The sequence below is a fragment of the Haloechinothrix sp. LS1_15 genome, assembly GCF_033042135.1.
Classification (GTDB): domain Bacteria; phylum Actinomycetota; class Actinomycetes; order Mycobacteriales; family Pseudonocardiaceae; genus Haloechinothrix.
In genome coordinates this window covers 54034-75394 of record NZ_WBXM01000015.1, presented here as the reverse complement: position 1 = coordinate 75394, position 21361 = coordinate 54034, and the positions used below count along the sequence as shown (strand labels likewise).

The 21361-nt window shown below is 68.9% G+C and carries 19 protein-coding genes; 16 read left to right on the top strand and 3 right to left on the bottom strand.

What is annotated here, in order from left to right:
- Positions 1-15: 15 nt before the first annotated feature.
- From F8178_RS18830 to F8178_RS18800, 7 genes are all read left to right on the top strand, one after another.
- Positions 16-312: a hypothetical protein gene (locus F8178_RS18830; RefSeq protein ID WP_317496170.1), complete on the top strand. Its 297-nt coding sequence runs from the start codon at positions 16-18 to the stop codon at positions 310-312.
- Positions 309-1112, top strand: a complete 804-nt coding sequence (locus F8178_RS18825; RefSeq protein WP_317496169.1) for a hypothetical protein — start codon at positions 309-311, stop codon at positions 1110-1112. Before F8178_RS18830 ends, F8178_RS18825 begins: the two co-directional genes overlap by 4 nt.
- Before the next feature lie 33 nt (positions 1113-1145).
- Complete coding sequence (locus F8178_RS18820; protein ID WP_317496168.1) at positions 1146-3068, top strand: fumarate reductase/succinate dehydrogenase flavoprotein subunit; 1923 nt, start codon at positions 1146-1148, stop codon at positions 3066-3068.
- Complete coding sequence (locus F8178_RS18815; protein WP_317496167.1) at positions 3065-3817, top strand: succinate dehydrogenase/fumarate reductase iron-sulfur subunit; 753 nt, start codon at positions 3065-3067, stop codon at positions 3815-3817. Before F8178_RS18820 ends, F8178_RS18815 begins: the two co-directional genes overlap by 4 nt.
- Positions 3818-4052: 235 nt before the next feature.
- Positions 4053-5045 (top strand): TAXI family TRAP transporter solute-binding subunit, encoded by a 993-nt coding sequence (locus F8178_RS18810; protein WP_317496166.1) that lies wholly within the window; start codon positions 4053-4055, stop codon positions 5043-5045.
- A gap of 116 nt (positions 5046-5161) precedes the next feature.
- Complete coding sequence (locus F8178_RS18805; RefSeq protein ID WP_317496165.1) at positions 5162-5626, top strand: DUF1850 domain-containing protein; 465 nt, start codon at positions 5162-5164, stop codon at positions 5624-5626.
- A gap of 37 nt (positions 5627-5663) precedes the next feature.
- On the top strand, positions 5664-8372 hold the full coding sequence (locus F8178_RS18800) for a TRAP transporter fused permease subunit (RefSeq protein ID WP_317496164.1): 2709 nt from the start codon (positions 5664-5666) through the stop codon (positions 8370-8372).
- On the opposite strand, the gene F8178_RS18795 is transcribed toward F8178_RS18800, so the two are convergent.
- On the bottom strand, positions 8342-9691 hold the full coding sequence (locus F8178_RS18795) for an aminotransferase class I/II-fold pyridoxal phosphate-dependent enzyme (protein ID WP_317496163.1): 1350 nt from the start codon (positions 9689-9691) through the stop codon (positions 8342-8344). The two genes, F8178_RS18800 and F8178_RS18795, sit on opposite strands and share 31 nt — an antisense overlap.
- An 85-nt stretch (positions 9692-9776) precedes the next feature.
- On the opposite strand from F8178_RS18795, the gene miaB reads away from it, so the two are divergent.
- Both miaB and F8178_RS18785 read left to right on the top strand, forming a co-directional pair.
- Complete coding sequence (gene miaB, locus F8178_RS18790; protein ID WP_317496162.1) at positions 9777-11288, top strand: tRNA (N6-isopentenyl adenosine(37)-C2)-methylthiotransferase MiaB; 1512 nt, start codon at positions 9777-9779, stop codon at positions 11286-11288.
- A complete protein-coding gene (locus F8178_RS18785) occupies positions 11282-11764 on the top strand; it encodes a hypothetical protein (protein WP_317496161.1) in 483 nt (160 codons plus the stop codon). Before miaB ends, F8178_RS18785 begins: the two co-directional genes overlap by 7 nt.
- Before the next feature lie 48 nt (positions 11765-11812).
- On the opposite strand, the gene F8178_RS18780 is transcribed toward F8178_RS18785, so the two are convergent.
- The gene (locus F8178_RS18780; protein ID WP_317496160.1) at positions 11813-13153 is read right to left on the bottom strand and encodes a DUF349 domain-containing protein; all 1341 of its coding nucleotides are present in this window, start codon (positions 13151-13153) and stop codon (positions 11813-11815) included.
- 203 nt (positions 13154-13356) lie between these two features.
- On the opposite strand from F8178_RS18780, the gene F8178_RS18775 reads away from it, so the two are divergent.
- From F8178_RS18775 to F8178_RS18755, 5 genes are all read left to right on the top strand, one after another.
- Entirely contained in the window at positions 13357-14115 is a 759-nt protein-coding gene (locus F8178_RS18775) for a hypothetical protein (RefSeq protein ID WP_317496184.1), read from the top strand.
- A complete protein-coding gene (gene miaA / locus F8178_RS18770; RefSeq protein ID WP_317496159.1) occupies positions 14112-15020 on the top strand; it encodes a tRNA (adenosine(37)-N6)-dimethylallyltransferase MiaA in 909 nt (302 codons plus the stop codon). The genes F8178_RS18775 and miaA overlap by 4 nt, the downstream gene beginning before the upstream one ends.
- Positions 15021-15048: 28 nt before the next feature.
- On the top strand, positions 15049-15897 hold the full coding sequence (gene dapF / locus F8178_RS18765; RefSeq protein WP_317496158.1) for a diaminopimelate epimerase: 849 nt from the start codon (positions 15049-15051) through the stop codon (positions 15895-15897).
- A 103-nt stretch (positions 15898-16000) separates the two neighbouring features.
- Entirely contained in the window at positions 16001-17467 is a 1467-nt protein-coding gene (gene hflX / locus F8178_RS18760) for a GTPase HflX (RefSeq protein ID WP_317496157.1), read from the top strand.
- Positions 17451-18539, top strand: coding sequence for a hypothetical protein (locus F8178_RS18755; protein ID WP_317496156.1), 1089 nt, complete (start codon positions 17451-17453; stop codon positions 18537-18539). The genes hflX and F8178_RS18755 overlap by 17 nt, the downstream gene beginning before the upstream one ends.
- Positions 18540-18566: 27 nt before the next feature.
- Here the strand turns inward: F8178_RS18755 and lexA are convergent, their stop codons facing one another.
- Positions 18567-19247 carry a transcriptional repressor LexA gene (gene lexA, locus F8178_RS18750; RefSeq protein ID WP_317496183.1) on the bottom strand — a complete coding sequence of 227 codons (681 nt, stop codon included), beginning with the start codon at positions 19245-19247 and terminating at the stop codon, positions 18567-18569.
- A gap of 776 nt (positions 19248-20023) precedes the next feature.
- Here lexA and F8178_RS18745 point away from each other — a divergent pair.
- Both F8178_RS18745 and nrdR read left to right on the top strand, forming a co-directional pair.
- Positions 20024-20428 (top strand): LysM peptidoglycan-binding domain-containing protein, encoded by a 405-nt coding sequence (locus F8178_RS18745; RefSeq protein ID WP_317496155.1) that lies wholly within the window; start codon positions 20024-20026, stop codon positions 20426-20428.
- Positions 20429-20705: 277 nt separating this feature from the next.
- On the top strand, positions 20706-21209 hold the full coding sequence (gene nrdR, locus F8178_RS18740; RefSeq protein WP_317496182.1) for a transcriptional regulator NrdR: 504 nt from the start codon (positions 20706-20708) through the stop codon (positions 21207-21209).
- Positions 21210-21361 lie beyond the last annotated feature (152 nt).

The window sequence follows — 21361 nt, the reverse complement described above, 5'->3', positions numbered from 1 at the left end:
CAGGGAGGTGTCGAGATGACACAAGGTGAGATCGCGGAGTTCCGGCGGACTCTCGGTGAGCTACGGCAGTGCGTTGGCGCGTTGCGTAGCCGGTACGGGGATGCTCCCGCGGTGAAACGGCTGGTCAACGACGTAGAACGGCTCGATATCGACGTCGAGGAGTTCGTCGAGGCCGAGCCCGATCGTGCCCGGCCCCGGGTGCCGACCGCGCGCTCGGAGATCGTTGTGGTGCCCGACACACCCTACGATTCCTCCCTGTGGGAGGATGCCGACGACGAAGGTGTCGGCGGCTACCACGGAAAGCGCTCGTGAGCACAGATACAGGCATTCACGCACCGTCCCGAGCTCGACTTCCGGTCTCCTCGCTGCGGACCGACCGATGGTGGGTACCCCAGGTACTCACCATCGTCGGACTGTCGATCTTCGTGATCTACGCGACCACGAGGATCTTCCTGCAGCGTGACTACTGGGTGGCGGAGTACAACTACCTCACGCCTTTCTACTCGCCGTGCATGTCGGTGGCGTGTGTGGAAGGGTCGGCGCACTTCGGCCGGTTCCTGCCCGACCACTCGCTGATCCCGTACGCCGCGATCAGCATGCCCATCCTGCTGCTGTTCCGGCTGACCTGCTACTACTACCGGAAGGCGTACTACCGCTCGTTCTGGCTGGCCCCGCCTGCCTGCGCGGTGCCGGAGCCACACGAGCGGTACACCGGGGAGACGCGGTTCCCGCTCATCCTGCAGAACCTGCACCGGTACTTCTTCTACTTCGCTGCGGCGATCGTGGTGATCAACACCTACGACATGTTGCTGGCGTTCCGGACCGCGGACGGCGAGTTCGGGTTGGGGCTCGGCAACGTGATCCTGCTGGTCAACGTGATCATGCTGTGGGCCTACACGCTGTCGTGCCACTCCTGCAGGCACGTGATGGGTGGCAGGCTGAAGAACTTCTCCAAGAATCCGGTGCGCTACTGGATGTGGACCAAGATCTCCGCGCTGAACACCAGACATATGGAGTTCGCGTGGATCTCTCTCGGCACGCTGATGCTGGTTGATCTGTACGTCATGCTGGTGGCAAGCGGCGCCATCACCGACCTGCGCTTTATCGGGTAAGCGCGGGCTCCGGCCGAGACTTGAGGTGAACAAGTGACCGAGGTAGAGCGGCACAGCTACGACGTCATCATCATCGGTGCAGGCGGAGCGGGCCTGCGGGCGGCTATCGAGGCCAGGGAGCAGGGACTAAGCACCGCGGTGATCTGCAAGTCCCTGTTCGGCAAGGCGCACACCGTGATGGCCGAGGGCGGCTGCGCCGCGGCGATGGGCAACGTGAACTCTGGTGACAACTGGGAAGTGCACTTCCGCGACACCATGCGCGGCGGGAAGTTCCTCAACAACTGGCGCATGGCCGAGCTGCACGCCAGGGAGGCCCCGGACCGGGTGTGGGAATTGGAGACCTACGGTGCGCTGTTCGACCGCACCTCCGACGGTCGCATCAGCCAGCGGAACTTCGGTGGTCACGAGTACGCGCGCCTGGCGCACGTCGGTGACCGCACGGGCCTGGAGATGATCCGCACGATGCAGCAGAAGATCGTGTCGCTGCAGCAGCAGGATCTCAAGGAGTTCGGCGACTACGAGGCCAAGCTCAAGGTCTTCGGCGAGTGCACGATCACCGAGCTGCTGACCGACGACTCCGGCGCGATCTGTGGCGCGTTCGGCTACTGGCGGGAGTCCGGCCGGTTCGTCCGGTTCGACGCTCCCGCGGCGGTACTGGCGACCGGCGGGATCGGCAAGTCGTTCTCGGTGACGTCGAACTCGTGGGAGTACACCGGGGATGGGCACGCGCTCGCGCTCCACGCGGGGGCGAACCTGATCAACATGGAGTTCGTGCAGTTCCACCCCACGGGGATGGTGTGGCCCCTGAGCGTGAAGGGCATCCTTGTCACCGAGGGCGTCCGGGGTGACGGGGGAGTGCTCAAGAACGCCAACGGCGAGCGCTTCATGTTCAACTACATCCCGGACGTGTTCAAGGGATACTACGCCGACAACCCGGACGAGGCCGATCGTTGGTACTCGGATCCGAACAACAACCGCCGCACGCCCGACCTGCTGCCGAGGGACGAGGTCGCCCGAGCGATCAATACCGAGGTCAAGGAAGGCCGGGGTTCCCCGCACGGCGGTGTCTACCTCGACATCGCCTCGCGGTTGTCCGATGAGGAGATCGAGCGCAGGCTCCCGTCCATGCACCACCAGTTCAAGGAACTGGCCGATGTGGACATCACGTCGGAAGCGATGGAGGTGGGGCCGACGTGCCACTATGTGATGGGTGGCATCGAGGTCGATCCGGACACCGCTGCGGCTGTGGGGGTCCCCGGCTTGTTCGCGGCAGGCGAGTGTGCCGGTGGAATGCACGGCTCGAACCGGCTCGGTGGCAACTCGCTGTCCGATCTGCTGGTGTTCGGGCGCCGGGCGGGAGCCGGTGCCGCCCAGTACCTGGACACTCTCGCCAGCAGGCCGACGACGGAGGAATCCCGTGTAGACGAGGCGGCTCGGGCGGCCGTCCAGCCGTTCGAGGCAGGCGAGACGGCGGAGAATCCGTACACATTACAGAGCGAGCTGCAACGGGTGATGAACGACCTGGTGGGCATCATCCGCACCGGCGACGAGATGAGCCAGGCGCTGGAGCGGCTGCAGGTGATCGCCGAGCGGGCGCGGCACGTGGGAATCGAAGGCAACCGGCAGTACAACCCTGGATGGCACCTCGCTCTTGATCTGCAGAACATGCTGAAGGTCAGTGAGTGCGTGGCACGGGCTGCGCTACGGCGCACCGAGAGCAGGGGCGGGCACACCAGGGATGACTACCCGAAGATGGACCCCGAGTGGCGTCATACGCTGCTCGCCTGCGCCCTGGACGGGGACTCGGTGTCGGTGACGGCCAAGGAGCAGCTCCCGATGCGTCCCGATCTGCTGACGCTGTTCGAACTGGTCGAGCTGGAGAAGTACTACACCGAGCCCGAGCTGGCCGAGCATCCGCAGCGCGCGAACGCCCAGCGCGAGGAAGGAGCACAATGAGCTACAAGGGCCACTTCCGGGTCTGGCGGGGCGACAGCGAGGGCGGTTCCCTCGAGGATTTCGAGGTCGAGGTCTACGAGGGCGAGGTGGTGTTGGACATCATCCATCGCCTGCAAGCGACTCAGACCCCCGATCTCGCGGTGCGGTGGAACTGCAAGGCAGGCAAGTGCGGCTCGTGCTCGGCCGAGGTCAACGGCCAGCCGCGACTGCTGTGCATGACCCGTATGTCGCTGTTCAGCGAGGACGAGGTCGTCACGGTCACGCCGATGCGGGCGTTCTCGGTGATCAAGGACCTCGTTCCCGACGTGGAGTACAACTACCAGAAGGCCAGGGAGATCACCGCGTTCACCCCGCCCGCCGACCTGGCGCCGGGGGAGTACCGGATGCAGCAGGCCGACGTCGAACGCTCTCAGGAGTTCCGCAAGTGCATCGAGTGCTTCCTGTGTCAGGACACCTGCCACGTGATCCGGGACCATGAGGAGAACAAGGCGGCCTTCGCCGGGCCCCGGTTCCTCATGCGGGCCGCCGAGTTGGAGATGCACCCGCTCGACGCGGGAGACCGCACCGATGCCGTGCAGGACGAGCACGGGCTCGGCATGTGTAACATCACCAAGTGCTGCACCGACGTGTGCCCTGAGAACATCAAGATCACCGACAATGCCCTCATCCCGATGAAGGAGCGCGTCGCCGGGCGACGTTACGACCCGATCGTCTGGCTCGGCAACAAGTTGTTCAAGCGCGATCGCTGACATCGTGCCGCTCGACAGCGGCCAGGGTACCCGGTAAGCCATTGCCGTGGCCACGATCGGCGACATAGTGTCCGATGTAGTCGCACATCGCGACTCGCGGATGACCCATACCGGGCACCGCGGCAGGTCACAATCGCGACTCATTGTCACGTGTCCGTGATGCGTTCGGGGGTCGGGATGGTCGAAACTGGGCCATCGCGGTATCGGAGATGACAGAGCCTGCCAGGAGGCACAGATGACACAGCGAAGCGGGGCGGTATCGAGACCTGTGCGTGCGGGCATCGCACTCGCGGCGAGCGGCGCGCTCGTGCTCGCCGGGTGCGATGTCCAGGACGAGGGCGATCTGACCCTGGCCACCGGATCGACCGGCGGCACCTACTACCCGCTCGGCGGCGAGATCGCGGTGTTGTGGAGCGACGACATCGAGGACGTGAACGTCTCGACCCAGTCCACCGGGGCCTCCAAGGACAACATGGAGCTGCTGGACGCCGGGGAGAACGAGGTGGTCATGGCGGTCAACGGCACCGCGGCCCAGGCCGTGACCGGGGAGGGCCCGTTCGCGGACGAGCCGCTCGACAACCCCGACGAGGTCGTGGCGCTGGGCAACGTCTACCGGGAGGTCATGCAGATCGTCACCACCGCCGACACCGGGATCGAGTCGATCGAGGACCTGGAGGGTGCGCGTGTGGAGATCGGACCACCGGGCAGCGCCACCAGGACGATGGCCACGGAGATCCTCGAGGTGCACGGTATCGACCCGGACACCGATCTGGCCGAGACCTTCGACAGTGACTTCGGTCCCGCCGCGACCAACCTGGGTGACGGTGTGGTGGACGCGGCGTTTGGCATTCTCGGCGTGCCAACGGGCAGCCTGCTCGAGCTCGGCACCACCTCCGACATCGTCATGCTCGACGTGGTCGGCGACCCGCTGGACGAGCTCCTCGGAGCGGACGAGTCGCTCAGCACCGTGGAGATCCCGGCGGACACCTACCCGGGGCAGGACGAGCCGAACGAGACGGTGACGAACTGGGCGACGCTGTACGCCACCCCGGACCTCGACGAGGACATCGCCTACGACCTGGTTCGGGTGATGTACGAGGAGTCCGACCGGGTGCAGCACGACGTGGCGGGGGACATCCAGCTCGAGACGGCCATCGAGGGCCTCGGGCCGATCGAGCTGCACCCCGGTGCGGAGCGCTACTACGAGGAACAGGGCCTGCTCGACTGAACGCGATCGGACGCGAGCGGACGCTCGGGCGTAGACCGCGGGCATCCAGGTCGACCGCCCGAGGGCGCCGCCTGACAAGGGGCGGCGCCCTCGGGCTGCTGGTGGTGTGCCTGCTGGTGATTCCCGGTGAAGTAGGGATCCCCGAGCTGCGGTTCGAGATCGTCGACCACGACGCGGACAGCGTCGTGTTCGACGCCCCGGTCGCGGTGGGCGACGAGCTCCGGCTCCGGCACACCCACTCGGTACACCGGCGGCCCGTCGTGGAGGTCTTCTCGGTCAGCCGGTCATGGGAGCTGGCGATGGAGGAGATGCGGTTCGACCGGATGGGCGCTAACTTGCCCTCCGGCCCGGAAACGATCGGCGGGGTACGGACCACCTTCCTCGCCGAGGGCGACGGCTACCGGGTGCTGCATCACGGTCGGGTGCTCGGCACGGTCGAGCTGATGGTCGGCAGCGCCACAGTCGATCATGTACTGACGGCCCCGGGGGGACAGCGAGTACGGTTGCTGGACGTCGCGCCGTCTGGCACGCGGGTGGAGCTCCGGATCGGGCCCGCGCCCGGCAGCGTGACTGCGGGCTAGGTCGACCAGGGGTCAGGGACTGCGAGGGAACCAACCGATGGCGACAGAATCGGATCGGGAGCGACGGCGCGGGGAGGCAGGGGAGCCGCCCCTGGTCGAGGAGGACATCGAGCGGCTGGAGGAACACAGCGTCAGCGACACGCCGCGTCCCGGCTCCCGCACCGAGCTTCGCTGGTTCTGGAAGTGGGCGGTCTTCGTGGCCGCGCTGACGTTGGCCGTCTTCCACATCTACACCTCACCAGTTGTCGCGGCGTCCCTGCCGATGCACCAGCAGGGCGCGTTCCACCTTGCGCTGGGGATGTGCCTGGTGTTCCTGCTGTTCCCAGCCAAGCCCCGTACCAAGCCGTGGCAACGCTGGGTCGGGATCGGTCTCACCGCGCTGGGTGTCGCGGCGCTGCCGTACCTGGCGCTGGCCGGGATCGCGGAGTGGTACGTGGTGCTTCCCGCCTTCGGGGTGTTGCTGCTCGTGCAGGCCTCGCGCTACCTGCCCTTGACGGTGCTCGGCGTGCCTGCGGCCGACATCGGGTTGTCCGCGCTCGCCCTGTTCTGCGGGCTGTATGTCTTCGTCAACTACGAGGAGATCGTCCGCGCGGGAGTGCGGCTGGACGACACCCGCGTGGCGATCGGCACAGTGGGCATCCTGCTGGTGCTGGTGGCCGCACACCGCGCGCTCGGTAGCGCGCTGGTCATCCTCGCCTCGCTGATGTTGCTGTACGCCTACTACGGCCCGGCGCTTCCCGGGTTCCTGCAGCACAGCGGCTACAGCGTGGATCGGATCGTCACCAACTCCTACTTCACCACCGAGGCGGTGTTCGGCATCCCCATCTGGGTGTCGGCCACGGTGATCTTCCTGTTCCTGGTCTTCGCCGCCATGCTCCGGCGCACCGGGATGGAGCGGTTCTTCACCGATCTTGCGCTGGGCAGCACCGGATGGGCGACCGGAGGCACAGCCAAGGTCGGTGTGGTGACCAGTGCCTTCTCGGGAACGATCACCGGAAGCTCGGTGGCCAACACGGTCAGCAACGGCGCGTTCACCATCCCGATGATGCGCAAGTCCGGTTATCGCAGGGAGTACGCGGGCGCAGTGGAGGCGGCGTCCTCCACGGGCGGCCAGATCGCTCCGCCGATCATGGGTGCCGCGGCGTTCATCATGGTCGAGATCACCGGCGTGCCGTACTTCGAGATCATTATCGCGGCGATCGTGCCCGCCATCCTGTTCTTCGTCGGCCAGTTCGTGGTCATCCACTTCGATTCGAAACGTTTCGGTATCACCGGCATACCGAAGCGAATCCTGCCAGGCGTGCGCGCGCTGATGGCCACCCGCGGTTACCTGTTCGTGCCGATCGTGGCGATCTTCGTGCTGCTGTCCATGGGGTTCTCGGCTGGTTTCGCGGCGATGGGCGCGATCGGTATCGCCGTCGGGATCAATGTAGTCGTCCAGCTGCTGGCCCCCGCCGTGGCGCTGGTGCCGCGGGTGCGGCGCTGCGGCCCTGCGCGGCGCGGCGCAGCGTGGATCACCGGCAATGGGTGGGGACGACTCGTGGGTGCGGTGCTCATCCTCGGCGCGATCGGGGTGCTGGCCGTCGTCGCCCGGTTGATGGACGACCTGCTGGCGATCCACGCCCCGGACCTATCGCTGCTCGCCCGCGCGGTACTGGTTTCGGTGGTGCTCGGCACCGTGGTGGCGGTGCTCGGTCAGAGTGCGCTACGGCTGCTCGGCAAGGACTCCGAGGACCCCGCGGTATCCGGATCGGTCAAGGCCAACCTCGGCAGGGCGGGGCGGATGATCGTGCCGTTCCTGGTGGCGTTCCTCGCTCTGCGGCTGTTCACCGAGGCGCTCGCCTGGTTGGCTCCGGATCTGGGTCGCGCGTTCACCATAGCGCTCGGCTCCGCCGGGATCGCGCTGCTGGCCGTACCGGTGACGGTGCTGTTCGGCCGGTGGCGTAGCGAGTCGGACGACAAGCTCTCGCTGAACACCCTCGTCGAGGGGCTCGTGGATGCCACGCGAATCGCGCTGCCGATCATCGTGGCCTGTGCCGCGGCCGGGATGATCGCGGGCGTCATCACGCTGACCGGCCTCGGGCACGAGCTGGCCGCCGGCCTCGTCTCCCTCGGCCAGGGTTACTTGCTACCGGTGATGCTGCTGTCCATGCTCGCCTGTCTGATCCTGGGAATCGGGCTACCCACCACGGCGAACTACGTCGTCACGGCGACGCTGGCCGCACCAGCGCTGCTGCTGATCCTGCAAACCGAGCAGGGTGTGGAGGCGCCGACGGTGGCGATGCTGCTGATGGCGCACATGTTCGTCTACTACTTCGGCGTCATGGCCGACATCACGCCCCCCGTCTGTCTCGCAGCCTACGCCGCTTCCGGTATCTCCGGCGGGGATCCCATCCGTACCGGGGCGCACGCCGTGCGGATCGCGGTGTCCGGGTTCGTGGTGCCGTTCATGTTCGTCCTCAACCCCGAGCTGCTGCTCCAAGGGGTCACCTGGGCGTCGGGCACGCTGGCCGCGGCCAGCGGCGCGGCAGGAGCCAGCGTGATCGGCATGGCCGTGGTCGGCTACATCGGCCGCAGGGCCAACTGGGCGGAGCGGGCGATCCTGGCGGTGGCGGGGGTGCTGCTGCTGCAGTACGGCTGGCTCACCGACGCGACCGGCCTCGCGGTGGCGGTGGTGTTGATCGGCTGGCACTACGTGGCGGCACGGCGTGCCGCTCAGCGCTTGCCGAGCTCCGCCAGCGCCTGACGCAACCGGTCCAGCGGTTCGGCGACCCACGGTAACGACAGCGGGTCCTCGCTGTTCAGGCTCTGCCAGCGCTGATCCTCGGTCTCACCGTAGAGCAGGCTGGTCGCCACGCGAACCCGCAGCGCACGCGGATCGTCGCCGAACGCCTCGCCGGGCAGGACACCCACGCCGTGCCTGGTGAGTAGCAGCTCGGCCAGGTCGGCGCCGCCTGCCACCCCGGTGCCGCCCAGCCGACCTCGCAGCGGCGCGAAGTCGGGGTACAGGTAGAAACCCCCGGCAGGTTCGAGGCACCGGGTACCCGCCGAGATGAACACCCGGTGTACGGCCTTGCTCACCGTGGCGTGCAACCGCCTGCAGCGGCCAACGTAGTCGACCACGTCGTCCGGTTCCCCGTAGACGTGGCGGGCGACCTCCTGCATCGGCGCCGCGAGGCTCGACCAGAGCTCGCTGGCGACACCCACGAGTTCGGTGCGCAATGTCATGCCCCTCGCGCCCGCGGGTAGCCGGGCGAGCCCCACGCGGTACCCGCCGAGCGCGGTGGCCTTCGACAGGCCGGTGGTGATCACGGTGCGCTCGGCCACGACGGTGGCGGGACCGTGGAAGTCCCCTTGCTGGAAGGCGAGATCGCGGTAGATCTCGTCGCTGATGATGAGCAGGTCCTCGCGTTCGGCCAGCGCGCAGACCTCGTCCACCAGCTCCGCAGGGGCGAGCGTGCCAGTGGGGTTGTCGGGCAGGGTCAGGATCACCGCCGCGGGCACACGACCCTCGGCGCGGGCGGCGCGCAACGCGTGCTCCATCCTGCCTGGGTCGGGAATCCCCCCTGCCTCGTCCGGGATCGGCACCGGGATGACGCCCCTGCCCGCGAGGGCGGCCTGCGCCGCGTAGCTCACCCAGCAGGGCTGCGGCAGCACGACGTCGCCATCCAGTACCGCGAGCAGCGCGAACAGCAACGCCTTGCTGCCCGGGGCGTAGATCACCTGGTCGGGATCGGTGGCGAGGTCGCGACGGGTGAAGTAGCCTGCGGCGGCTTCCCGCGCCGGGACCGAGCCCGCGACGGCGCCGTAGGCGTTGCGGTCCGCCGCACCGGCGAGTACCTCCCGCACCGAGGGGAGCACCGGCAGCCCTGCCTCACCGAAGCCCAGGTGCACGACGGGTTGCCCAGCCGCCCGCCGGGCACGCACCCGCTCGTCGATTTCCAGCGTCGCGGAATGTGCGACCACGGTGTCACCTCGTCCGGTGTCGTTGGGCTCGGCGGCCGGGGCGGCCAGGGTTGGCGCGCTGATCCGGCCGGGCAGCTCGTTGCGGGCAGCGTAGACCACGCGGGACCGGGGGTGCACGTGGCGGGCAGGTGGTGCGGGTGAACCGGTGGTCCGCGACTACCGCCGGTAGGTCTACCCTGGGAGTATGCCTACCGGAGACGGTCGCAAAAGATTCCAGATCCGCACTTTCGGCTGCCAGATGAACGTGCACGACACCGAACGTCTGGCCGGGCAGCTCGAAGCGGCCGGTTACGTTCCCGCCGGTGACGAGCAGCCCGACGTCGTGGTGTTCAACACCTGCGCTGTGCGGGAGAACGCCGACAACAAGCTGTACGGCAATCTTGGGCACCTGCGGGGCGCGAAGAAGGCCAACCCGGACATGCAGATCGCGGTGGGTGGCTGCCTCGCGCAGAAGGACCGTGGCGAGATCGTCAGGCGAGCACCGTGGGTGGACGTCGTCTTCGGCACGCACAATATCGGCTCGTTGCCCACCTTGCTCGAGCGCGCGCGGCACAACAAGAAAGCCGAGGTGGAGATCCTCGAGGCGCTGGAGACCTTCCCGTCGACGCTGCCCGCACGGCGGGAGTCGGCCTACTCGGGTTGGGTCTCGATCTCGGTGGGGTGTAACAACACGTGTACGTTCTGTATCGTTCCGTCGCTGCGCGGCAAGGAACGCGACCGGCGGCCTGGCGAGGTGCTGGCCGAGGTGGAGGCGTTAGTGGCCGAAGGCGTCCTCGAGGTGACACTGCTCGGTCAGAATGTCAACACCTACGGCGTGGAGTTCGGCGATCGCTACGCCTTCGGCAAGCTGCTGCGTGCCTGCGGCGAGATCGATGGCCTGGAACGGGTGCGGTTTACCTCGCCACACCCGGCGGCGTTCACCGACGACGTCATCGAAGCCATGGCCGACACCCCCAATGTCTGCCCGCAGCTGCACATGCCGTTGCAGTCGGGCTCGGACCGGGTACTGAAGGCGATGCGGCGCTCGTACCGGTCGAGCCGGTTCCTGTCGATCCTGGACAAAGTCCGCGAAGCCATCCCGGACGCGGCGATCACCACCGACATCATTGTCGGGTTTCCCGGGGAGACCGAGGAGGACTTCCAGGAAACGCTCGAGGTGGTGCGCCAGGCTCGGTTCTCCGGCGCGTTCACCTTCCAGTACTCCCCGCGGCCGGGCACTCCGGCGGCGGAGATGGACGGGCAACTTCCCAAGGAAGTCGTGCAGGAGCGTTATGACCGCCTGGTGCGGTTGCAGGACGACATCGCGTGGAAGGAGAACACCACGCTGGTCGGCTCGCGTGTCGAGCTGCTGGTGGCCGCCGGGGAAGGCCGCAAGGACAGCGAGACGCACCGGATGAGCGGGCGTGCCCGCGACGGGCGGTTGGTGCACTTCACGCCGGAAGGCGATGCGGTGGACGGTTCGGTGCGGCCAGGGGACATGGTGGAGACGGTGATCACCTACGCGGCCCCGCATCACCTCGTCGCCGACGGTCCGGTTGTGGCACACCGACTGACTCGCGCGGGTGACAACTCAGCGGCGGGACAGCGCCCGCGCACCGACGGGATCGCAGGCGGCGGAGTCAGCCTCGGCCTGCCCACGATGGGGGCACCTCAACAACAACCGGCGGCTACCTCGGGTGGGTGCTCGACATGCTGAATGAACCACGGGACAACAATCGCGACGACGTCGTCGAGCTGCGCGAGGAGATCGACGAGGTCGAGCGCAGGGCCGCGCGCACGGTGGAGTTCGGCAGGCGCGGTTTCGGCATCGCGGTGCTGGTGTTCATCCTGATCATCGCGATGCTGCTGCCCTGGGTGGAGGGGCACCTTGGCTGGCAGGTGCTCGCCGGGGAGGTCGGCATCGTTCCCCGGTTGTTCGCGACGACGGTGTTCGCCTTCGGCATCATCGGCTCGACGTTGACGCTGGTCACCCGCCTCTGGTGGATGGCGTGGGTATGCGCCATCGGCGGCTGGTTGACCTTCGTGAGCGGCCTGCTCGGCATCTGGTCGCAGCAGGCCACCGCTACCCCCGGCGTGGCAGGGGAGGGCCCCGGCATCGGCATGGTGATCGCGATGATCACAGGTGTTGTGCTGGGGATCAACTGGATGCGGGTGGCGGGCTCCCGCCGTTAGCGGGTGACCGACCGGAGGGCTCCTCCGGGTTGCGGCCCGCCACCCCGCCTACCGGTCGGCCACGGCTCGTTCGGCGGCTTCCAGCCACTCGCGCCACTGAGCCGCCTGCCGCTCGGCCTCGCGAGCCCGCTTGTCGTCGCCCGCCGCCCGGGCCTTGGCCGCCTGCTCCTCGAACTGCTGTACTCGTTCCCGGAACTGTTCGGCGCGGGCATGGGCCTCCGGGTCGGTGGCGCGCCACCGGCTGTTCTCGGCCGCGCGGATGCGGTCCTGCACGCCCTTGAACCGGTTGTCGAGCTCCCGCATGCGCTCTCTCGGCACCTTACCGATCTCGTCCCAGCGTTGTTGCAGCGTGCGCAGCGCTGCCTTGGCCGATTCCAGGTCTTGCTCCGGATCGACCCGTTCGGCCTCGGCGAGCAGCTCCTCCTTGCGCCTGGCGTTCTCTGCGTACTCGGCGTCCCGCTGTGAGTACGCCTCCGAACGGCGCGCGAAGAAGGTGTCCTGGGCCGCCTTGAAGCGTTGCCAGAGGGCCTCGTCGGCCTCCCTTGGAGCCTTCCCCGCCGCCTTCCACTCGGCCATGAGCTGCTTGTAGCGTGCCGCTGTCGCACCCCAGTCCTGCGAGTCGGCCAGCGATTCGGCCTCGGTGGCCAGCTCCTCCTTGCGCTCACGCGCGGCCGCACGTTGCTTGTCCAGCTCCGCGAAGTGCGCGCCCCTGCGGCGGCTGAACGCGTCCCGTGCCCTGGCGAACCGTTTCCAGAGCGCCTCATCGGTCTTGCGGTCGACTCCCTTGACCGCCTTCCATTCCTCGGCGATGGCGCGCAGCCGGTCACCGGCGGCCTTCCACTGCGTGGAGGACTCCGCGATCTCCTCAGCCTCGGTGACCAGCGCGGTCTTCTTCTCGACCGCGGCGGCCCTGGCCTGCTCGCGTTCCCGCTTGACCTCTTCGAGGGCCTGCTCGGCATGGCCGATGATGTAATCGAGGCGCGCCCGCAGGGCCTCGATGTCGCCGACGACCGCTGCCTCGTCGAGCCTGTCGCGGAGCTGGGTGGCCGAGGACAGGGCCTGCTTCGGGTCGCTCGCCCTGGAGTTCAGCCGGGTCTCCAGCAGCTCAGCCTCGGTGCGCAGATCGTCGAACCGGCGCGCGTAATGCAGCAGGCCTTCCGCCGACGATCCGGCCTGCCACACCCCGACCGCTCGCTCGCCGTCGCCGGTGTAGACGAACACGGTGCCCTCAGGGTCGATGCGGCCCCATCGGGAAGGGTCGTTCTCGGCGTACGGCACGGGAGGAGCGGCATGCGCGAGGCTCATCCGCCCGTGCAGGACCTCGTGCGGTGCCGGTGCGTGGGCGTCGTGCTGCTCGGTTCGCTTGTCGTGGGCCATGTTCTCGGCCATCGCCGGCTCCTTCGTGGCTACCCGCCCGCCGTTCGCGGGCGCCCCGCTCGAGCGGGGCCGGATCGTGTTGCCTGCCTCATATTCACGAGGGTTCTCCCCGCATTCAAACAGGTCGCGACCACGTGTGGTACTCGAGGCACGCCGTGCCCGGGACCGAGTCGTTCCGGTGACCGGTGACGGGGCCGGTAACCTCGGTGGTCGTGATGTCACGTGTCGCCATCGTCCCCTCCCCACCACTGCTGGTGCCAGCGTTGGTCCCGGGGGCGACCGGGGAAACGGCGCCAGTGCGGGAGGCGGCGGTGGCCGCCGTGCGGTGGCTGCGGGCCGCAGCCGACGACTGGTTCGTAGTGGGGTGCCTCGACGAACCAGGTGATGCGGTGGCGCGCTACGGGCCGGAGGAGGTCGGTACGTTCGTCGGATACGGTGCCGATGTGCCCGTGGCACTGGCTGGAGGGGGCCGGGATTCCCAGGCCGGCCAGCGGCGGCAGCGCACCGAGCTGCCGCTGCCGGTGCTGGTGACCGGCTGGCTGCGGGAGCGTGCGGGTGCGGTGACGGCGCGGGTCGAGCTGCTCGGCGCGGCCACGAGCGCGGCCGACTGCGCCGCCTACGGCGACCGGCTGCGGCTGCGAGCCGACACGGCCGGATTGCTGGTCGTGGGCGACGGGGCCACGTGTCACGGCTCGCGGGCACCGGGCGGGCACGATCCGCGCGCCCGCGGGTTCGACGACCGGATCGCCGGGGCGCTTCGGTCGGTGGACGTGGCCACGCTGCTGGCCATCGACCAGGCCGAGGCGGCCGAGCTCGGCGTGACCGGGCGCGTGCCGTGGCAGGTGGCGGCGGGTCTGGCCGGTCCGGGCCGCGACGATACTGCTGGGGCCACCGGCACGTGGCGGGGCACGCTGTTGTACTCGGACGCGCCCTTCGGGGTGGGCTACCATGTCGCTACCTGGGAGCGAGTGTGACCGAACCGCGACCTGTCGCCATCGTCGGGCCGACCGCGACCGGGAAGTCCGAGCTGGCCGTGGAGCTGGCCTCGGCACTTGGCGGTGCGGTGATCAACGCGGACGCGATGCAGCTGTACCGGGGGATGGACATCGGTACCGCCAAGCTCACCGTGTCGGAGCGTCGCGGGGTGGAGCACTACCTGCTGGACGTACTCGAGGTGACCGAGACGGCCTCGGTGGCGGCCTACCAGCGCGATGCGCGCGCTCGCCTCGAAGAGCTCATGGTTGCCGGGACGGTACCCGTGCTGTGCGGCGGGTCGGGCCTGTACGTGCAGGCGGTGCTGGATGAGCTGCGGTTCCCCGGTACGGATCCGGAGGTGCGGGCCCAGCTGGAGGGCACAGCCGCCGAGATCGGCGCCGAGGCCATGCACGCGCGGCTGGCCGAGCGCGATCCCGATGCCGCTGCCGCGATCCTGCCGTCGAACGTACGGCGCGTGGTGCGGGCGCTGGAGGTCATCGAGATCACCGGACGGCCGTTCTCGGCCACGCTGCCACAGCCAGGGCCGGCACGCTACGGCGCCGTGATGCTCGGTATCGATCGCCAGCGGGACGAGCTGGACGAGCGGGTGGACCGGCGGGTGCGGCGGATGTTCGAGGCCGGTCTCGTCGACGAGGTGCGCGAGCTGGATCGGCGCGGATTGCGGGAAGGGAAGACAGCTTCCCGCGCGCTCGGTTACCGGCAGGTACTGGAGCAGTTGGACGACAACGGGGACATGGCGGCGGCGGCGAACGCGACCGCGGCGGCGACGCGGCGGTTCGTGCGGAAGCAGCGCTCCTGGTTCCGGCGGGACCGGCGCATCGTGTGGCTCGACGGCAGCGACCGTGATCTGCTCGATCGCGCCCTCGACCAGGTGGCCTCGTGATCGCGCCAACCCCGTAGTCTCTGTGGCTGTGGGTATCGCGTTCCTCAAGGGCCACGGCACGCAGAACGACTTCGTGGTGCTTCCCGACCCCGACGCGGAGCTGGAGCTGACGACCGAGCGGGTGCGCGCTCTGTGCGACCGCAGGCGCGGCCTCGGCGCCGACGGGGTGCTGCGGGTCGTGCGCCGCGCCGCTCTCGGCGACACGGTGCCCGAATCAGCAGGTGAGTGGTTCATGGACTACCGCAACGCCGACGGCTCGGTGGCCGAGATGTGCGGCAACGGCATCCGCCTGTTCGCGCGCTACCTGGTGCGGGCGGGTCTGGTGGCCGGGGCAGCGGGTGAGGGCACCGGCGAGTTCGTGGTGGGCACCCGGGCGGGGGACCGTCCGGTTCGAGTGCACCCGGACGGCACGGTCACCGTCAGCATGGGGCCGGTGCGGGTGACAGGCGAGTCGATGGTGTCGGTTGGCGGCCTCGCGCTACCGGGCGTCGCGGTCGATGTGGGTAACCCGCACCTGGTCTGCCGCGTCGATACCGACATCGCGGAGCTGGACCTGCGGCAGGAACCGGCCTACGACGCGCGCCACTTCCCGCGCGGCGTGAACCTCGAGTTCCTCAATGAGCTCGGGGACGAGTCGATACGGATGCGTGTCCACGAGCGCGGCGTCGGGGAAACCCGCGCATGCGGGACCGGTACCGTCGCCGCCGCTGTGGTGTCGCTGCACGCCGCCGGTGTCTGGGAGGGCACCCGCACGGTGCACGTACCAGGGGGTACGGTCACGGTCACCATCGGCACCACGGACGCGAGCCTGACAGGGCCTGCGGTCCTGCTGGCCTCCGGGGAACTGGACGAGGGCTGGTGGGCCTCACCCGCGTGAGGGCGGCCCCACGGAGCGCGCCTGCCGCGGGCGGTCGAACAACCATTCGAGTCAGGTAATTCACTCGCCCGGACGGGCCGCATCGTGGGACGATGGAGCCACGATGACAGCAACGGCACATGGTGACGGCACGGGTGAGGACGCTGCGCGACAGCAGCTGAACGGGCGAGCAGCGGAGGATGTCTCCGCGGGGGAACTGGATCTGGAAGGTCGGGCGGCGTTGCGCCGCGTGACCGGGTTGTCCACCGAGCTGTCGGACATCACGGAAGTGGAGTACCGGCGGCTGCGGCTGGAGCGTGTGGTGTTGGTCGGGGTCTGGACCGAAGGGACTTCTGCGCAGGCGGAGGAGTCCCTCAACGAGCTGGGGCGGCTCGCGCAGACTGCGGGCTCCCACGTGCTCGAGGGCTTCATCCAGCGGCGTGGGCGTCCCGACCCGGCGACCTATATCGGGTCCGGCAAGGTGCGGGAGCTGGCGGAGACGGTTCGTGCCACCGGTGCGGACACCGTGATCGCCGATGGTGAGCTCGCTCCCGGACAGTTACGGCAGTTGGAGGACAAGCTCAAGGTCAAGGTGATCGACAGGACGGCGTTGATCCTGGACATCTTCGCGCAACACGCCCGGTCGAAGGAAGGCAAGGCACAGGTCGAGCTGGCCCAGCTGCAGTACCTGATCCCGCGGCTGCGGGGTTGGGGTGAGGCGCTCTCCCGGCAGACCGGTGGCCGTGCCGGTGGCGGCGGCGTCGGGCTGCGGGGCCCCGGTGAGACCAAGCTCGAGACCGACCGCAGGCGCATCAGCAAGCGGCTGGCGAAGCTGCGCCGGGACATCGCCGGGATGAACACCATCAGGCAGACGAAACGCAGCAGGCGCATGGCCAACGCCGTTCCCGGTGTGGCCATCGTGGGCTACACCAACGCGGGCAAGTCCAGCGTCCTCAACGCGCTCACCGGTGCCGGGGTGCTGGTGGAAGACGAGCTGTTCGCCACCCTGGATCCCACCACCAGGCGCTCCGAGACCCCGGACGGCCGTGCCTACACGCTGACCGACACGGTGGGTTTCGTGCGGCACCTGCCGCACCAGCTCGTGGAGGCGTTCCGCTCCACTCTCGAGGAGGCAGCGGAGGCCGACCTGCTGCTGCACGTGGTCGACGGTGCCGACGCCGCTCCCGAGGAGCAGGTCCAGGCCGTGCGTGAGGTGCTGCAGGGGATCGCTGAGCAGCGCGACGACTCGTTGCCACCGGAACTGCTCGTGATCAACAAGGCGGATCAGGCCGAGGGTGTGACCGTGGCCCGGTTGCGGCACTTGTTCCCGGAGGCAGTGGTGGTCTCGGCACACACCGGTGACGGGATCGACGGCCTCGTCACCGCGATCGCCGACCGCTTGCCGCGCCCGGACGTGTTCGTCGACGCGCTCGTGCCCTACACCAGGGGCGAGCTGGTCGCGCGCGCCCACGCGGAAGGCGAGGTACTGCTGGAGGAGTACGTGGCCGCCGGTACCCATCTCAGCGCCCGCGTGCCACCATCACTGGCCGGGGTGCTGCGCGAGTTCTCGGTCGATGGGGCCGCGGTGTAGCGGCCAGGGCAGGGCCGCCCGGCCGGTACTAGTCGCGGTGGCCTGCCTCGCGCTGCTGATCGGTGGTGCGGCACCGGTCGCGGCCGAACCGGACGGGGTGCCGAGCCCGCATACCCTGTGCATCATCGACGACGAGCGTCTCCCGGCCATCTCGGGGATGGTCGCCGACGGCGATCACTGGTACGTCGTCAACGACGGGGGATGGCGGCTCGAAGTGTACGTCCTCGACCGCGACTGCGTGGTGCGCGAGGTGCGCACCGACGACACCAACCCGTTCGACGTCGAGGATCTCGCCCGAGGCCCCGACGGCACGCTGTGGCTCTCGGACACCGGGGACAATCACCGGGAACGGGATACCGTCGCGCTGCACGAACTCGCCCCGGACGGCCGGGCGACTCTGTACCGGTTGACCTACCCGGACGGGCCGCGCGATGCGGAGGCGCTGCTGCTGGACCGCGACGGTGTACCGCACATCGTCACCAAGACCGAGACCGGCCGCCCAGGTGTGTACCGTCCCGAGGAGCCGTTGCGCAGTCCCGGGCCGACGCCGCTGGAGCGGGTCGCGGAGCTGACGATCAGCCCGACGGACACCACGGGCGGTCCGGCGGGTTTCCTCGGTTCGGTGCTGGTCACCGGCGGGGCGGTCAGCGCTGATGGCGGCGTCATCGCGCTGCGCACCTACACCGATGCCTACCTGTTCGCCGCACCGGACGGCGACGTGGTCGCCGCACTGCAGCGGGAGCCGGTGCGGATCCCGCTGCCGGACGAGCCGCAGGGGGAGGCGCTCGCGTTCGAGCCGGACGGCACGTTGCTGTCGACCAGCGAGGGTGTCGGCCAGCCGGTACGTGCCGTGCCGGGGGCGGTGCAGCTGGTGTCCGACCCACCGGAGGATCAGGGCGGAGCAGGTGAGCGGGCATCCGAGCCTGCCGCGATCTCCGGGGCGATCGAGGCCACCGGCTGGATCGACGTGTGGCGATCCCCGGAGCGGCTCGCCGTGATCGCCGCCGGCGGCCTGGCGGTGATACTCGTGATCGCCGTGGCAACGTGGCGCGCCCGGCGGAGCCACCGGTAGCGGTGGAGGGCCGTTGGCCTCCGGGAGCTACAGCCGCCGCAGCACCGCGACGACCTTGCCGAGCACGGTGGACTCGTCGCCGGGGATGGGCTCGTACGCCTCGTTGCGCGGCAGCAGCCACACGTGACCGTCTGGGGTGCGCTTGAACGTCTTGACAGTGGCTTCGCCCTCGATCATGGCCGCGACGATCTCGCCGTTGTCCGCGCTCGGCTGCTTGCGGACGACTACCCAGTCGCCGTCGGTGATGGCGGCGTCAACCATCGAGTCGCCCTTGACGCTGAGCACGAACAGCTCGCCCTCGCCGACGACCTCGCGCGGTAGCGGGAACACGTCCTCGATGGACTCCTCGGCCAGCACCGGGCCACCCGCGGCGATGCGTCCCACCAGCGGGATGTAGACCGGCTTGGCGGCACGTTCGTCCTCGCCAGCGGCGTCCGGTGGGGCGCCGATCTCGCTGGGGTCCACATCGGCCGGAAAGACTCCTACCGCGCGTGGCCGGTTCGGGTCCCTGCGGAGGTAGCCCTTGCGCTGGAGCGCCTGCAGCTGGTGCGCGACCGAGGAGGTAGACGTCAGTCCGACGGCGTCACCGATCTCGCGCACGCTCGGCGGGTATCCGAGCCGCCGGACCCAGGAACGGATGACCTCCAGGATCTGGCCCTGACGGATGGTGAGATCACCCCGCTCGCCCGCAGGGGAGAGCGTGTGCACGTTGCCGTCGGCTGCCTGACCCGCCGCATCCGGTTCGTCCTTCTTCGCCGCCGACCGTTGCTTTCCCGGATCGGGTCGGGATGCGGCCTTGTCTTGCCCTGCCACCGCTCAGCCTCCAAGAGAGTCGTCCCTGCGCCCTGGTGTACGGGCCCGCCTCGCACGCCTACCGCGGCGGACATCCCGCCCGTCGGCTCGCTTCGCTGGCCCGTTTCGATGTGGCCACCGCTACTCCAAACGGTAGCGCGCAAAGCCGCGTACCTCAAACAGCTGTTCGAGCGACACGCCGAAGGGTCGAGGGTGAGTTCGTATAGGGGTGTGCCGGTGGTCCGTGTGATGAATAGCCCGACTTTGGACAGGGACACGGAGGGTTGTTCATCAGTCTGTCGGCTCCAGGCCCGGCGGCGAGTGTGCTCTGGCCGCGGGCGTAGCGGTGCCCGAGCGGCCTGTGAGCGGCCTGTGAGCGGCCTGTGAGCGGCCTGTGAGTGGCCCGTGAGCGGCCCGTGAGCAGGACCGTGTGGACTCGGACCGGCACAACGCACTCGATTCTGTCGGTGCGCCGTGGTACAAATCCGCCCAGGCGTTCGATAGAACGAATGTTCGAGTGCTCCCGTCGCGAGGCCGGGTACGGTCCCGCCTCGGTGGGAGCCCGGTGGCAACGAGGAGGAACCGCGATGCCGGTCCCGATGAGCACCCATCGATCCGAACATGAGCCGCGCGCCGTCCGGAGCGGTCTGCCGCGTCACGGCCCGCAAGTTGGCCTTCGGCGGCAGGAGACGATGCGGCGGCCGGTCGCCGGAGTGCGCGGTGCCACGGAGCGGGTGCTGCCACGGCCCGTTGCGTGCCGCGTGCCGCACCAGCCCGGCCACGGTGAGCGTGGGTTGATGATCGCCGTGGTCGTGGTGGCGATCTGCGCGATCATCGTGGTGGTGGCGGTCACCTTCGGTGGTCTCGCGGGAGTCACGATGGGCGAGGTGCCGCAACGGACCACGGTGGTTACCGTGGCAGAGGGGGAGTCGCTGTGGGACATCGCCCGGACGCACGCTCCGGCCAGCGACCCTCGTGCGGTGATCGACCGTATTCGGGAGCTGAACTCCACCGTGGGTGCGGATGCGGGCGCTGTCGAGATCGGCTCGGTGCTCACCGTGCCCACTCATGACGGGACCAGTCATGGCGGGCAATGACCCGAAACCGGGACGAGGGTGCGGCAGCTCACCGCGTGGACTCTCACCCGGCCGGGGCGGGTCGCTTGCGGAGCGTCGGAATGCGATCTATCGTCGACCCCAACATGTAGTAGTTACATGGATGTAGTTGCTCCACAGGTTGGGGCGGAACTGGGAGCTGTGGTCCACAGCGGGGTGGCTGTCGTTCACCCGGCATCCACAGGTCGATCGCCGTAGCCGGGTTTCGGTTCGCGGGTGCGGGGACCGGTTCGACGCGCGAGAGGAAGGTGAGTACGCGATGCGGTGCCCGTTCTGCCGGAACACCGAATCGAGGGTGGTCGACTCGCGCGAGGTGGATGAGGGCCAGGCGATCAGGCGTCGCCGCTCGTGCTCGGCGTGCGGGCGGCGATTCACGACGTCGGAGACGATGGTGTTGGCGGTGGTCAAGAAGTCAGGGGTCACCGAGCAGTTCAACCGGGACAAGGTGGTGACCGGGGTGCGACGCGCCTGCCAGGGCCGTCCCGTCGACGACGACGACATCCAGCAGCTGGCGCACCGCGTGGAGGAATCGATCCGTTCGGCAGGCGCGGCGGAGATTCCCAGCCACGAGGTCGGCCTGGCGATCCTGGGGCCGCTTCGTGAGTTGGACAGCGTGGCCTATCTGCGATTCGCCAGCGTGTACCGGGCGTTCTCCTCGATCGAGGACTTCGAGAAGGAGATCGCGGGCCTGCGCGAGGTCATGGCCGGCGACGAGGCGGCAGGCAGTGATGGCGAGGCTGGCGATCGGGCGGCGTCGCGGTAGCGGAGTGACGGCGCGAGCGGCCTCGGTGATACGGGGCGGTGACGGCATGTAGGGCCCGACAGTCGCGGGATGCGCTGGTGCGGGCAGTGGCCGCGAAGACACAGCACGAGAAAATCGGTTCGGAGAGGCGCTCGAGCAGACCGGGGGATCCG